At 64.5% G+C, this 14,232-nt stretch carries 13 protein-coding genes; 6 read left to right on the forward strand and 7 right to left on the reverse strand.

Annotation, left to right across the window (positions count from 1 at the left end; translation table 11 throughout):
* The 4 genes from DSOUD_RS01775 to DSOUD_RS01790 all read left to right on the forward strand — a co-directional run bounded on the left by DSOUD_RS01775 (position 1) and on the right by DSOUD_RS01790 (position 3,367).
* Positions 1 to 1,296, forward strand: coding sequence for a TRAP transporter large permease (locus DSOUD_RS01775; protein WP_053549383.1), 1,296 nt, complete (start codon positions 1 to 3; stop codon positions 1,294 to 1,296).
* Between the two features lie 24 nt (positions 1,297 to 1,320).
* Entirely contained in the window at positions 1,321 to 1,746 is a 426-nt protein-coding gene (locus DSOUD_RS01780) for a universal stress protein (protein ID WP_053549384.1), read from the forward strand.
* Positions 1,747 to 1,849: 103 nt separating this feature from the next.
* Positions 1,850 to 2,512, forward strand: a complete 663-nt coding sequence (locus DSOUD_RS01785) for a BON domain-containing protein (protein WP_053549385.1) — start codon at positions 1,850 to 1,852, stop codon at positions 2,510 to 2,512.
* Positions 2,513 to 2,545: 33 nt separating this feature from the next.
* Entirely contained in the window at positions 2,546 to 3,367 is an 822-nt protein-coding gene (locus DSOUD_RS01790) for an alpha/beta fold hydrolase (protein WP_232426527.1), read from the forward strand.
* Here DSOUD_RS01790 and DSOUD_RS01795 read toward each other — a convergent pair.
* The 7 genes from DSOUD_RS01795 to pdxA all read right to left on the reverse strand — a co-directional run bounded on the left by DSOUD_RS01795 (position 3,354) and on the right by pdxA (position 11,386).
* Positions 3,354 to 3,836, reverse strand: a complete 483-nt coding sequence (locus tag DSOUD_RS01795) for a class II SORL domain-containing protein (protein WP_232426483.1) — start codon at positions 3,834 to 3,836, stop codon at positions 3,354 to 3,356. The two genes, DSOUD_RS01790 and DSOUD_RS01795, sit on opposite strands and share 14 nt — an antisense overlap.
* Positions 3,837 to 4,167: 331 nt before the next feature.
* Positions 4,168 to 5,595, reverse strand: a complete 1,428-nt coding sequence (gene cls, locus DSOUD_RS01800; protein WP_053549388.1) for a cardiolipin synthase — start codon at positions 5,593 to 5,595, stop codon at positions 4,168 to 4,170.
* A gap of 42 nt (positions 5,596 to 5,637) precedes the next feature.
* Positions 5,638 to 5,967 (reverse strand): hypothetical protein, encoded by a 330-nt coding sequence (locus DSOUD_RS01805; protein ID WP_053549389.1) that lies wholly within the window; start codon positions 5,965 to 5,967, stop codon positions 5,638 to 5,640.
* A gap of 127 nt (positions 5,968 to 6,094) precedes the next feature.
* Positions 6,095 to 6,604, reverse strand: coding sequence for a rubrerythrin family protein (locus DSOUD_RS01810; protein WP_053549390.1), 510 nt, complete (start codon positions 6,602 to 6,604; stop codon positions 6,095 to 6,097).
* Between the two features lie 198 nt (positions 6,605 to 6,802).
* A complete protein-coding gene (locus DSOUD_RS01815; RefSeq protein WP_053549391.1) occupies positions 6,803 to 7,216 on the reverse strand; it encodes a PEGA domain-containing protein in 414 nt (137 codons plus the stop codon).
* Positions 7,217 to 7,539: 323 nt separating this feature from the next.
* The gene (gene uvrA / locus DSOUD_RS01820) at positions 7,540 to 10,353 is read right to left on the reverse strand and encodes an excinuclease ABC subunit UvrA (protein WP_053549392.1); all 2,814 of its coding nucleotides are present in this window, start codon (positions 10,351 to 10,353) and stop codon (positions 7,540 to 7,542) included.
* Positions 10,346 to 11,386, reverse strand: coding sequence for a 4-hydroxythreonine-4-phosphate dehydrogenase PdxA (gene pdxA / locus DSOUD_RS01825; protein WP_053549393.1), 1,041 nt, complete (start codon positions 11,384 to 11,386; stop codon positions 10,346 to 10,348). Before pdxA ends, uvrA begins: the two co-directional genes overlap by 8 nt.
* A gap of 223 nt (positions 11,387 to 11,609) precedes the next feature.
* Here pdxA and DSOUD_RS01830 point away from each other — a divergent pair, with 223 nt between their 5' ends.
* Complete coding sequence (locus DSOUD_RS01830) at positions 11,610 to 13,007, forward strand: DegQ family serine endoprotease (protein WP_053549394.1); 1,398 nt, start codon at positions 11,610 to 11,612, stop codon at positions 13,005 to 13,007.
* A gap of 93 nt (positions 13,008 to 13,100) precedes the next feature.
* Positions 13,101 to 14,099, forward strand: coding sequence for a ribonuclease Z (locus DSOUD_RS01835; RefSeq protein ID WP_053549395.1), 999 nt, complete (start codon positions 13,101 to 13,103; stop codon positions 14,097 to 14,099).
* Positions 14,100 to 14,232: the final 133 nt, after the last annotated feature.

The following is a 14,232-nucleotide window of genomic DNA, read 5'->3' on the forward strand; positions in this document are numbered from 1 at the left end:
ATGGACAACAGCTACCTCCTCATATTCGCGCTCCTCCTCGGCTCCCTGGCGGCGACGGTCCCGGTCTTCATGGCCCTCTTTTTCACCGGCCTGGTCGGCCTGGTGTGGGTGGTCGGCCTCGACCCGCAGATCGTCATCGAAGTCCTCTACCGCAGCATGGACAAGTTCGCCCTGATCGTCGTCCTCTTCTTCGTTCTCTGCGGCAACATCATGACCACCGGCACCATCGTCCAGAAGCTGATCAAGACCGCCAACGTCCTGGTCGGCTTTCTCCCCGGCGGCCTGGCGATGGCCGGAGTCCTCGCCTGCGGCTTTTTCGGCGCCATCTCCGGTTCGACGGTGGCGACGGTGGTCGCCATCGGAGGCTTCATGATTCCGGCCCTGATGGAAAATGACTATGACGAGGAGTTCAGCATCGGCATCATGACCACGGCGCCGATTCTCGGCGTGGTCATCCCCCCCTCGATCGCCATGATCCTCTACGCCATGGTCAGCAACGACTCCCTCGAAGCTCTCTTTCTCACCGGATTCATCCCCGGGATTCTCATCATGATCGCCATGTCCCTCTATGCCTGGTTCTTCTGCCGGCGTCAGGGGGTGAAGACCAAGCCGCGCCCCTCTCTGGCGGAGGTCATGGCGACCCTCAGGGAGAGCGTCTGGGCTCTCCTCCTGCCGGTGCTCATCTTCGGCGGCATCTATTCCGGCCTCTTCACCGCCAACGAGGCGGCGGTGGTCGCCTGCTTCTACGCCTTCTTCGTCGAGATCTGCATCCACCGGGACATGCGCCTGGGCGACGTCAAGAAGGTCATCGTCTCCTCGGCGGTGACCTCGGCGACGCTCCTGGTGATCGTCGCCGGAGCCTCGGTCTTCGGCGAATACCTCACCTTTCAGCAGATACCGGACAAGATCGCCAACGCCGTGGTCGCCAACATCCAGAGCCCCTGGGTCTTTCTCCTGGCCGTCAACATCCTGCTGCTGATCATCGGCATGTTCATGGACATCATCTCGGCGACCCTGATTCTCACGCCGATCTTCCTCCCCCTGCTCCACAAGTTCGGCATCGATACCATGCACTTCGGGCTGCTGATGACCGTCAACCTCGGCATCGGCTACTGCACCCCGCCGCTGGGGGTCAGCCTCTACATCTCCGGCGCGGTGGCCGACCGCGACCTCCTCTACGTCTCCCGGGCGGTCCTCCCCTTTCTGCTGATCCAGATCGCCATCCTGATGGTGCTGACCTTCTGGCCCGATCTGGTCTTGTTTCTGCCGCGGCTGATCTACGGTTACGGCGGCTGATTTTTTCTTTCCAGGAGTATGCCCATGACCGTCAGGATCCTGGTTCCCGTCGACAGTTCCGCCACCACCGCCCATACCATCGCGGCGATCATCGCCCACCGGGAGCGATTCCCGGATCCGCTGCTTTTGCTGCACGTCATCGATGTCGAGCGCTTCGCCTACCGGATGATCCCCGACTTCCAGCGGGAGATGATCCGCCAGAGCGCCCTCAAGGCCGGCGAGCAGCTGCTGCGGGGGTTGCAGCTGCAACTCCTGGAAGCGGGCCTCCAGGCCGAGGTGCGCCTCGAGTCCGGAGCGCCGCGTCAGCTGGTCTGCCGAATCGCCAATGACGAGGCTTTCGATCTGCTGATCCTCGGCCGCCGCGGCAGCGGCGAGATCCGTGATGTCCTCTTCGGCACCGTCGCCAATTACGCCCTCCACAACGTCCGCTGTCCCGTTCTCCTCTTCTGAGCTCCTTGAGAAGGGAAAAAACCGCGCTACACTGCAGATAGGCAGCCCCGTTTCGGGGCATTCTGCACCGTGGCCGGGGGCGCCCGGAAAGGGAGGGGAGACGATGGAAAACAGCGATCGTCACATCATCGCGCAGGTCGAAGGGGTTCTCAGCCAGGACCCGCGGGTCCGGCTTCACAACAGTCAGCTCCTTGTCGGCAGCCAGGGGGGGTATGTGACCCTGCAAGGGAAGGTGCCGACGGTGGCGGCCAAGCGGGTTGCCGTCCGTCTTGCCGGCGGAGTCGAAGGGGTGAAGTCCGTGCACGACGAACTCCGGGTCGAAACCCCCAACCCCATGGGGGACCTGGAAATCGCCGAGCATATCCGCCGTTCCTTCGTCGCCGAGCGCAACATCGAAGAGGCTCAGATCGACATCGAGACCGATACCCGCGGTGGCGTCATCCTGCGCGGCTCGGTCCGCTCCCTGGTCCAGGTGCGGCTCTGCGAGGTTCTCAGCTGGTGGGTGCGGGGTGTGACGGACGTGCGCAACCTCCTGGTCGTCCATCCGCCGGAGGAGGATAACGATGAGGAGCTCAAGGACAATCTGACCACCATCATGGAAAAGGATTTTCTCGTCGATCCGAAAAAATTCCGCATCGAGGTGAGAGAGAGCGTCGTGACGCTGCGCGGTCAGGTCGGTTCGGAGATCGAAAAGGACGCCGCCGAAAAGGACTGCTGGTACACGCCGGGAGTCATCGACGTGGTCAATCAGCTGCAAGTCGGCTGAACAAGGACGGATTGGGAGGGGAGCCCCTTGAAAATGACGGCAACGGTCACCCCCGCTTACTGGGAGACGGGGAGTGGCAGCCCGGTTATCCTTCTCCACTGCTCCATGAGTTCCAAGGACCAGTGGCGTTCCCTGGCGCGGCTGCTCAAAGGGGAATACCGCGTCATCGCCTTCGATCTCTACGGATACGGCGCGACGCCCCTTCCGGCCGGGATTGACACCTTTTCCCTCGCCGACGAAACCGCTCTTGTCGAGCGCGGCCTGGCCGGGCTCCTCAAAGAGGGGGAGCCCTTTCATCTAGTCGGCCACTCCTATGGCGGCGCTGTGGCCCTGCGCCTCGCCCATGACCGGCCGGAGAGGGTGCGTTCCCTGGCTCTCTTTGAACCGGTCGCCTTCCATCTGCTGCGGCGGGACGACCCGGCCCTGCAACCGGTGCTGCAGATGGCCCGGGATCTGGCCGCCGCTCTCGGAGCCGGCGATCCCCTGGCGGCGGCGGCCCGCTTCATCGATTACTGGGGGGGGGAGGGGAGCTTTGCCGCCACCTCCTTGCGGACCCGGGAACTGCTCGCCGCCGCCATTGTCAAGGCCCCGGCCGATTTCCGGGCCCTCCTCGACGACCCCCTCTCTCTCGACGACTGCCGCACCCTCGATCTTCCGATCTGTCTCATGGCCGGCCGGCAGAGCCGTCTACCCGCTCTCCGGGTCGCCGACCTTCTGGGGGGCGTCCTCCCCCGCTGCACCCGGGTCTGGGTCCCGGGGGGGCACATGGCGCCGGTGACCGAGGCGGCGCAGGTCAATCCCCTCATCCGCGAGCACCTGCAACGCAGCGGAGCCGGGGACCTCAGGTCACCTTGAGATCGAGTCGGCTTTCCCACAGTCCGTGCAGATTGCAGTACTGGCGGGCCACCAGGGTCACTCCCTTGGCCAATTTGAGATGAAAGGTGGCCTGCGGCAGGCTCAAATCCGCAGAGAAGCGGATCCGACCGGCCGGTTCGTTGCCGGCAAAGAGCTCGATCCCCTCGATATAATGGGCCGCTCCCATGGGGTGGAGGATCTCGGCGACGGTCACCGTCACGGCAAAAGGTTCCCCGGCCTTGACCGTCGCCGGGGCCTCGATCACCGGGGCGTGCTTCTTCTCCAGAACCGACCGCTTGGCCGGATCTCCGCCGCGGTTGATACCGAGAAAGAGGTTCTGGTCGATTTCGACCAGTCCCCGCAGCGCCTCGGGAGAGGGAGCGGCCATGGCCGTCCCGCCAAGAAGGAGGGCCGCAGCCCCGAGACCGGAGGCCGTGAGAAACTCCCGCCGCATCATTCTCTGTGTCATGATGATCTCCCTTGCTCTGATGGTTGAATCCATGGCAGGACTATAACGCCCCTCTTCCATCCGTCAAGGCGGGGGAGAAGGAGAAATAGGTGGAAAAATATTGGAGATCTGATATATAGTCGAAATACAATCAAAGGAGGTCATGATGGAAATTCTCGGTATTCTCGGCTTTTTTGCCGCCTGGTATGTTCTGAACCGCTGGATTCTTCCCAAGTTGGGTGTCCAGACCTGACTCTCCGAGAGTTGCAGCCTTCCCGTGCGGAAGGCCGAAAAAAAGGAGGGGGACGAAACGATCCCCGAATGAAAAAGCGGCCGCAACGGCCGCTTTTTTTTACAGGTAGGGAGAAAAGAGTTTGGCGAAGGCGTCGCGGAGTTTCACAGGCAGGGGGCGGGCATCAACGGAGGCGAGGGTCGTCGGAGTTGCTCCCTCCCTGGCCCGATCAAAGTGTTCGCCAAGGAGAGCCGTCAGGGAGCGGTCGTAGACCTCGACGTTGAACTCGAAGTTGAGGCGCAGGCTGCGCGGGTCAAGGTTGGCCGAGCCGATCAGGGCGTACTGGTCGTCGATGAGCAAAAACTTGCTGTGGACGAAGGGAGGGCTCTGGTAATAGATGCGGGTGCCGTACTGGAGAAGTTCCCAGTGATAGGCCCGGGAGGCCCACCCCACATAGGGGAGGTTGTTGCGCTCGGGGAGAAGGATTTCGACCTCGACGCCGCGCAGGGCGGCGGTGTTGATGGCGGCGATGAGGGAGCGATCGGGGATAAAATAGGGGGTCATGATCCGCACCCGCCGGCGGGCGCACCCCAGGGCGCCGATCACCAGCCAGATCAGCTTTTCAAAGTCCTCGTTGGGGCCGGCGCTGATGCCGCGGCAGTACCCTTCCCCTCCCGTCACGGCGGGGGGGGGAGGCTGGGGGGAAAAGGTCTCTCCGGTGGCGAAGTGCCAATCCTCAAGAAAGGCTTCCTGCATCTGTCCGACGACCGGTCCCAGGACGCGAAAGTGGAGATCGATGACCCGCCGCGGGTCGCTGCCGGCGGCCAGGTGGCGGTCGCCGATGTTCATGCCTCCGGTGAACCCGGTCAGGCCGTCGACGATGAGGAGTTTGCGGTGGTTGCGCAGGTTGAGATGGATCCCCCGACCGGACAGGGAGGGGGGGAGAAAGCGGACGATGCGCACCCCGGAGCGGCGAAATCTCCAGCGGATGGGGGGCCAGGAATAGCGTTCGCCGAGGGCGTCCACCAGGACCCGGACATCGACTCCCCGGGCGGCGGCGGCGGCAAGGGCATCGACAAAGCGCTGGCCGCTGCCGTTGCTGTCGAAGATGTAGGTGGAGAGGAACACCGAGCTGCGGGCTTCGTCGATGGCCTGCAGCATGGCGGGATAGGTCTCTTCGCCGTTGTGGAGGGGAAAGAGGCGGTTTCCCTCGAGGAGGGGGCGGCGGGTGACGGTGTCGGAGAGGCTGAGAAGGGCGGCGAAGTTTTCGGCGCGAAAGGGGAGGGTTCCGGACATTTCCGCGTCCCAGGAACACCGGGGGGCTTCGGCCCAGGGCATCCCCTGGCCGCGGATCTGCCAGTCGCGGGCCCGGGTGCGGATCCGGTTGACCCCGAGGAGCCAGTAGAGGGCGGGTCCCAATCCGGGAGCAAAGAGGCAGAGCACGATCCAGCAGAGGGCCGCCCGCGGATCGCGCTTGTGCAGGAGGGTGTGTCCGGCGGAATAGAGAGAGGCCAGGATGAGCAGGCTCCCGAGGAAGAGATCGAGCACGGAGCCTCCGCAGAAGGATGGGGGCGGGATCGCCCGGTTGACTCAGTGCAAACTGGTGGCGCAGCGGGGGCAGGTCAGCATGCTGGTCGAGGGGACACGATGGCCGCAGGTCGGGCAGTTGAACCAGTAGCGGCAGTGTTTGCACTGGGGTTCGGACAGGCCCTGACGTTTTTTGCATTTGGGACACTGGCGGTACATCTTGCGGTGGGCGATGTAGTCGGCAAAGAGGAGGCCGCAGCGCGGGCACTCCGCGGCGTCACGCTTGCTGATCTCGGCACCGCAAGTCGGCGCCGGGCAGACGAAGACCGTCTTGCAGGCGCTGCACCAGTATTTCCCCCTGGCTATTTCTTTGCAGATCGGGCATTTGTCCATGATATGACCTCTTTGGACCCTTGAAGCCGGTTCGCTGCGGGGATCTGGTCGTCGGCGGACTTGTCGGCCGCCGAGAAAAAAGGCCGGACCCCCCCGGGCCCGGCCTGGGTGCTTGAAGGGGGTGGGGTCAATCGATTTTGTGGAAGGCGCTCGGTGCGGCGCCGCAGACCGGACAGGGACCCTGGGGAACCCCTTCGAGGGTATGGCCGCAGACCTGGCAGACGTAGTAGTCGACGGAGGAATTGCGGCCGAGGTTGTCGAGAGCTTTTTGGTAGAGTGCGGCGTGGGTCTTTTCGACGGCGTTGGCAAAGGTCAGAGAGCGCAGGGCGACGGCAAACCCTTCGGCCTCGGCGTCCTTGATCATTCCCGGATACATCTCGGTGAATTCGTGGGTTTCGCCGCCGATCGCCTCGCGGAGGTTGGCCTCGGTGGAGCCGACCCCCCCCAGGGCGCGGAGGTGGGCGTGGGCGTGAACGGTTTCCGCCGCCGCCGCGGCGCGGAAGAGCTTGGCGACCTGGGGATGCCCTTCCCGGTCGGCTTCCTTGGCAAAGGCCAGGTATTTGCGGTTCGCCTGGGACTCGCCGGCAAAGGCTTCGCGGAGATCTTTTTCGGTCTTGCTGCCGTGCAGGTCGGCCATGATGCAACTCCTTTTCGGGCAGGTGCCAATGGGGGTTAAAACGTAACCCATTGTATCGATTACCGCCGGCTTGTCAACCTCGGAGGGAGGGTCCCTTCCGGCGCCGGGCGCCGCGAAAAGGCGGAGAGGAGGTGCGCAGAACGAAAAGCGGGAGGCCCGAGGGCCTCCCGCAAAAGGGTCGCTGTTTCCCGGGGAGGGTCAGAAGGGGGTTGGCACCGGAGCCTTGTCGATGCCGGCGGTGTGCAGGGGGGTCGATTCCTTCATCACGAATTCGTAGGTGTCCTTGAGCTTTTTGGTGAAGAAGGTGCCGAGAAAGAGCGGGCTCCCCATGGGGATCAGGAGTCCCGCCGCCACCCAGCTGTTGCGGGCGGCCTTGTCGACCTCGTCGGCCTGCACGTCGTGGCGAAGGGGGTCGTACCCGGGTTTCTGCAGGGTCACCTCGAGGCTCCCGCCGGCGCCGTTGCTGTATTTGTAGTTGCAGGGCGTGGTGCCGATGGCCCGGCCGTCGATGAAGACCTGGGCGCCGGGGGGATCGGACAGAAAGACCGCCTGCTGGGCGCAGGCCGAAAGGAGGGAGAGGATGAGCAGAACGGCTAAGGCTTTGAGCAGCATACAGACTCCGTATTTGCATTGGGCAAAAGGACGGGTCGATCAGGTGAACCCGGAAGCTGGGTTGAAAACTTTGCAGGATCTGTGCCGAACATCGGGTAAATCAACAAGCTTTGGAGAGAGGGTAAAGATTCCGGACAATTGCCGGTGGGCGCCTGGATCTAATGAGAAATAGGCCGCAAAAACGCACCCTTGGCGACTCTGCCCTCTGGCGGCGGGTGCCGGTTTTTTGACCGCAGGCCCTCCCTCGCTGCCGGAGGAACCGTGGCCCTTTTAAGACACCTGTGGTCCCCAGGCCTCGGAGGGTCCTTTAGTCCGACAGGGGACTAGAGGTGCAGGTAGGGACGGAGATAGCGGCCGGTGTGGGAGCGCGACGAGAGGGCCACTTCCTCCGGGGTCCCGCAGGCAATGACCTCTCCTCCCCCGCCCCCCCCTTCCGGGCCGAGGTCGATGACGTGGTCGGCCGTCTTGATGACATCGAGGTTGTGTTCGATGATCAGGACCGTGTTGCCGGTGTCGACCAGGCGCTGCAGCACGTCGAGCAGTTTCTGGATGTCGGCGAAGTGCAGTCCGGTGGTCGGCTCGTCGAGGATGTAGATGGTGCGCCCGGTGGCGCGCTTGCCGAGCTCCTTGGCGAGTTTGACGCGCTGCGCCTCCCCCCCCGAGAGGGTGGTGGCGCTCTGGCCGAGCTTGATATAGCCGAGGCCGACGTCGCGGATCGTCTCCAGCTTGTTCTTGATCCGCGGAATGTTCTCGAGGAAGACCGCCGCCTGGTTGACCGTCAGGTCGAGTAGTTCGGCGATGCTTTTCCCCTTGTATTTGACCTCGAGGGTCTCGCGGTTGTAGCGCGCCCCCTTGCAGATTTCGCACTGGACGTAGATGTCGGGGAGAAAGTGCATCTCGATCTTGATGATGCCGTCCCCCTGACAGGCCTCGCAGCGCCCCCCCTTGACGTTGAAGGAGAAGCGCCCCGGTTTGTACCCCCGCACCTTGGCCTCGGGGAGGCGGGCGAAGAGGTCGCGGATGTCGGTGAAGACCCCGGTGTAGGTGGCGGGGTTGGAGCGGGGGGTGCGGCCGATGGGGGACTGATCGATGTCGATGACCTTGTCGAGGAGTTCGAGACCGAGGAGTTCGTCGACCTTGCCGGCCTTGTCGCGACTGCGGTAGAGGCGCTGGGAGAGGGTTTTGAAGAGGGTGTCGATGATCAGGGTCGATTTCCCCGACCCCGAGACCCCGGTGACGCAGGTCATGACCCCGAGGGGGATGGCGACGTCGACCCCCTTGAGGTTGTTTTCCCGGGCCCCTTTGATCTGCAGGAAACGATCGGTGGTGCGGCGCTGCGCCGGCAGGGGGATGGAGAGTTCTCCCGAGAGGTAGCGCCCGGTGAGGGAGGCGGGATTGGCGAGGATCTCCTGCGGTGTCCCCTGGGCGACGACTTCGCCGCCGTGGACCCCCGCTCCCGGTCCCATGTCGAGAACGTAATCGGCTTCGAGGATCGTCTCTTCGTCGTGCTCGACGACCAGCACGGTGTTGCCGAGGTCGCGCAGTCGTTTCAACGTCTCCAGGAGGCGGCGGTTGTCCCTCTGGTGCAACCCGATGGACGGTTCGTCGAGGATGTAGAGGACCCCCACCAGCGAGGAGCCGACCTGGGTGGCGAGGCGGATGCGCTGCCCCTCGCCGCCGGAGAGGGTCCCCGAATTGCGGTCGAGGGAGAGGTAGTCGAGGCCGACATGGGCGAGAAAGGAGAGGCGCTCGCGGATCTCCTTGAGGATGCGCCGGGCGATCTCCGCCTTCTTCGGCGAAAAGTGCAGGTCGGCGAAGAAACGTTCCGCCTCGCTGATGGCCAGGGCCGTGACCTCGCAGATGTTTTTGCCGGCCACCCGCACGAAGAGGGTCTCGGGGCGCAGCCGCGCGCCGTTGCAGGTCGGGCAGGGCATGACGTTCATGAACCGTTCGAGGTTCTCCCGCACCGCCTCCGAGTCGGTCTCATGGTAGCGCCGCTCGAGGTTGGTGACCACCCCTTCGAAGACCTTGTTGTAGAAGTGGCGACGCCCCCCCTGGTCGAAGAAGAAGCGGACTTCCTCCTTCCCCGAGCCGGTCAGCAGGATCCGGCGAAGGTTCTCCGGGAGCTTCTCGAAGGGGGTGTTGATGTCGAAACCGTAGTGGTCGGAAAGGGCCTCGAGGAGCTGCTGGTAATAGACGCCGCTGCGGCTTTCCCAGGGGGCGATGGCCCCTTCGCGCAGGGAGAGGGCGGGGTTGGGGACCACCTGGTCGGGGTCGAAGTACATCCGGGTTCCCAGTCCGGTGCAGGCGGGGCAGGCACCGTAGGGATTGTTGAAGGAAAACATCCGCGGTGTGATCTCCGGGTAGGAGATTCCGCAGTCGACGCAGGCGTGCTGCTGCGAATAGAGCTGACTCTCGCCGTCGATCACCTCGACCCGGACGATGCCGTCGGCCAGGCGCAGGGCGGTCTCCAGGGAGTCGGCCAGGCGCCCCTGCAGCCCCTCCTTGATGACCAGGCGATCGACGACCACCTCGATGGTGTGCTTCTTTTTCTTGTCGAGTTCCATCGGTTCGGAGAGTTCGTGCATGACGCCGTCGATACGCACCCGCACGAAGCCGTCGGCCTGCAGCTGCCTGAGTTCCTTCCGGTATTCCCCCTTGCGGCCGCGGATGATGGGCGCCAGAAGGAGGAGGCGGGTCTTCTCCGGAAAGGCAATGATGCGGTCGACCATCTGCTCCACGGTCTGGGAGGCGATCTCCTTGCCGCAGCCGTGGCAGTGCACGGTGCCGACCCGGGCAAAGAGGAGGCGCAGATAGTCGTAGATCTCGGTGACGGTGCCGACGGTGGAGCGGGGGTTCTTCGAGGTGGTCTTCTGCTCGATGGAGATGGCAGGAGAGAGCCCCTCGATACTCTCCACGTCGGGCTTTTCCATCTGCTCGAGAAACTGCCGGGCGTAGGACGAAAGGCTCTCCACGTAGCGGCGTTGCCCCTCGGCGTAGATGGTGTCGAAGGCCAGGGTCGATTTTCCCGAGCCGGAGACGCCGGTGATCACCACCAGTTTCTCCCGGGGGATCTCGACGTCGATGTTCTTCAGGTTGTGCTCGCAGGCGCCTTTGATGACGATTTTGTCAACCATTGTTTAATCCGTGACGGGTAGGGGGTGACGGGAGACCGCTTTGGGCCATCTGTTCCGCCATTTTCACCGCCGCCAGGAGGCTCGCCTCGCTGGCTTTGCCGGTGCCGGCGATGTCGTAGGCGGTGCCGTGATCGACGCTGGTGCGGACGATGGGGAGTCCGAGGGTGACGTTGACGCCGTCGTCGAAGTGGAGGAGCTTCAGGGGGATGAGCCCCTGGTCGTGGTACATGCAGACCACCGCGTCGTAATCGCCGCGGGCCGCGAAGTGGAAGAGGGTGTCGGCGCTGTGGGGGCCGGTGGCGGCGATCCCTCCGCGGACGGCTTCGGCGATGGCCGGAGCGATCAGGCGTCCTTCCTCGTCGCCGAACATCCCCCCCTCCCCGGCGTGGGGGTTGAGGGCCAGAACGGCGATGCGCGGCGTTTTCAGGGCGAAGTGGCGGCGGAAGGCGCCGTCGGTGATGCGGATCGTCTCGAGGATGTCCCCGGCACTCAGCGCCTGCGGCACCTCGGCCAGGGCCAGATGGGTGGTGACCAGGCAGACCTTGAGGCGCTCCCCGGCGAGCATCATCACCACCTTGTCGACGCCGCAGCGTTCGGCGAGAAGTTCGGTGTGACCGGGGAAAGGGCTCCCGGCGGCGTGGATCGCCCCCTTGCTGATCGGCGCGGTGACCATGGCTGCCCCTTCGCCGGCCAGGCAGCGGTCGCAGGCCCACTCGATGTAGGCGACCATGGCCCTGCCGCAGGCCGTGTCGGGTTTGCCGTAGGCAAGCTTATCCGCGGGGAGCCGGGAGAGGGCCTTGATCTCCAGGGTGCGCGTCCCGACCCTCAGCCGGTGGCTGCCCAACCCCTTTGCCGGGCTCAGGGCGGTCTCGGCGCCGAAGAGATCGGCCGCCTTCTGCAGCACGGCGACATCGCCGGCGACCAGCAGCGGATGCCGGAGGTTGTCCAGTCCCCCGGAAAGGAGGGCCTTGAGGATGATTTCCGGGCCGACCCCCGTCGGGTCGCCGAGGGTCAGAATCAATGGTGCTAACACATGCGACTCCTTTTTCCAGGCAAGAGGAAGATTATAACCTGTCCGGTCAGGATAGGACAACCTCAATCTCGCCGCAGAGAAGGGGGCGGGGCCGGTCGGCGGAGAAGGGCGGGGAGGAGCCGGGGCCTCCCCCCGTTGCGGTTTGCTGCAGCCGAGCCATTGACAAGTCGGGTCCCGATGATTAAATAGGGCAGGATTGCAATTTCTCGAGAGGAGTGACTTCATGTGGAACAACGGTAACAGATGGATCCTGTTGGTGGCGGGGGTGTTGGCTCTGGCGCTGCCGTCGCCGTCCCTGGCGACGACGGCCGTCCTCCCTGATTTCGTCTCCCTGGCCCGGGAGCTCAAGCCGGCGGTGGTCAACATCAGCACCAGCAAGAAGGCGAAGGTGCGTCGTCCGGCCCTTCCCGGCCCCCGCACCCCCGGCAATGAATTTTTCGAGGAATTTTTCGACCGTTTCTTTCAGGGGCAGCCCGGGCCGATGCGGCCGGAGCGCTCCCTCGGATCCGGTTTCATCATCTCCGCCGACGGTTACATCCTGACCAACGACCACGTGGTGGATGGTGCCGACGAGATCAAGGTCAAGCTCGCCGATGGCCGAACCTTCGTCGCCACCGTCAAGGGCTTCGATCGTAAACTGGACCTGGCGCTGGTGAAGATCGACACCGGCGAGGATCTCCCCGTGGCCGACCTCGGCGATAGCGCATCCCTGCGGGTCGGCGAATGGGTGATGGCCATCGGCAACCCCTTCGGACTCGAACAGACGGTCACCGCCGGCATCGTCTCGGCCAAGGGGCGGGTCATCGGCGCCGGCCCTTACGATGATTTCATCCAGACCGACGCCTCGATCAACCCCGGCAATTCCGGAGGGCCGCTCTTCAACACCGAAGGCAAGGTGGTCGGCATCAATACCGCCATCGTCGCCAGCGGCCAGGGGATCGGATTCGCCATTCCGGTCAACGCCGCCAAGAACATCATCGACCAGCTGAAGAAGACGGGGCACGTCGTCCGCGGCTGGCTCGGGGTGAGCGTCCAGACGGTCACGGAGGAGTTGGCCGCTTCCTTCGGTCTCCAGGACGCCACCGGCGCCCTGGTTTCCGAAGTGGCCAAGGACTCCCCGGCGGAAAAGGGGGGGATCAAGCGCGGAGACATCATCCTTTCCTTCAACGGCAACCCCGTGGACGCCCTCAACGATCTGCCGCGGCAGGTCGCCGACACCCCCGTCGGCACCCTGGCCAGAATCGAGGTCTTTCGCAACGGCAAGACCCGCACACTGACGGTGACCGTCGGTCGTCTCGAGGAAGAGGTGGAGGGCGGTCAGGTCCAGGAGGCGGGCCAGGGGGCTCTCGGCATCGCCGTCACCGACCTGACGCCTGAAATCGCACGCCAGTACGGAATCGAGGAGGGGAAGGGGGTGCTGATTACCGGTATCGATCCTTCGGGGACGGCGGCCGCGGCCGGATTGCGTCCCGGCGACCTGATCCTCGAAATGAACGGCCGGGAGATCGCCGCCCTCAAGGATTACCGTGCCGCCCTCGCCCAGGTGAAGAGCGGCCAGGTTTTGCGACTGTTGATCCGGCGCGGCGAGAGTCTCCTCTATGCCGCGGTCCGGGCGCAGTAACGGCGTCCCGTTTGAGATGATCGAGGGCGCGGGCTCCGGACGATTCCGGGGCCCGCGCCTTTTCGGCCGTGGCCGGGAGGGGTGGAGAGAATCATGCGATCCGTGTTCTACCCAACGCTGGTCAACGGCCCCTTCGGCGATCCGGCTCTCTACGTGCGCCTGGCTCACCGCGGCGAGGCTCTCCTCTTCGATTGCGGCGATCTCCATTCCCTGAGCACCCGCCAAATCCTCAAACTCTCGGCTGTCTTCGTTTCCCACGGCCACATCGATCATCTGATCGGCTTCGACCTCCTGCTGCGCAACTTTCTCTGCAGCCGGAGGCCCCTGCTTCTCTACGGTCCGCCGGGGTTTGCTGCCCAGATCGGTCACCGCCTGGCCGGCTACACCTGGAACCTGATCGAGAGCTATCCGCTGACGGTAATTGTGCGCGAGTGGGGAGAGGAGGCGGGGGTCGAAGTCCGTTTCCGGGCGGCCGGGGGGTTTCGGGCCGAAGCGGGGCGGGACTGGCTCTGCTTCGGCGGGATCCTCATGGAGACTCCGGTCTGGCGGGTGCGGTGTATCCCCCTGGACCACGGCGGAATCGTCTCGCTGGCCTTCCTTCTCGAGGAGCCGCTGCACGTGGCGGTGCACAAGGACGCCCTGGAGAGCCGCGGCTACGCCCCCGGTCCCTGGCTGAATCGCTTCAAGGACCGGGTGCGGCAGGGGGACGGGGGAGGGGAGGTCGTCTCCGTCCCCCTTGCCGCCGGCGGGTCGCAGGCGGTGGAGCTGGAGGAACTCTGCCGGCAGATCGCCCATACCGAGCGGGGAATGAAGGTCTGCTACGTGACCGACGCCTCCCCCTCGGAAAAAAACCTCCGGGCGATCGAGGCGTTGGCGGCCGACGCCCACCTCCTGGCGATCGAAGCCACCTTCGCTCGGCGCGACCATTCCCGGGCGGTGGAGCGCAACCATCTCACCGCCGCCCTGGCCGGAGAAATCGGCCGCAGGGCGCGGGCGGCGCGCCTCCTGGTCTTTCATCATTCTCCCCGGTACCTCGATTTCCCCCAGTTGCTGCGGCTCGAGGCTGAAGAAGCCTTTGGGGGCGGCACTTGAGCATCGGCGCAGAGAGACGGGGCTTAAGGTGCGGCTTTTTCCTCCGCTCATTTCTTCTCGACTCTTTTTTGCGGTCGCCGCTCCCTGTGCAAAAGCACAGTGTATTTATCAAAATCCTGTGATAACTTTGCCT

Source organism: Desulfuromonas soudanensis, assembly GCF_001278055.1.
Classification (GTDB): domain Bacteria; phylum Desulfobacterota; class Desulfuromonadia; order Desulfuromonadales; family WTL; genus Deferrimonas; species Deferrimonas soudanensis.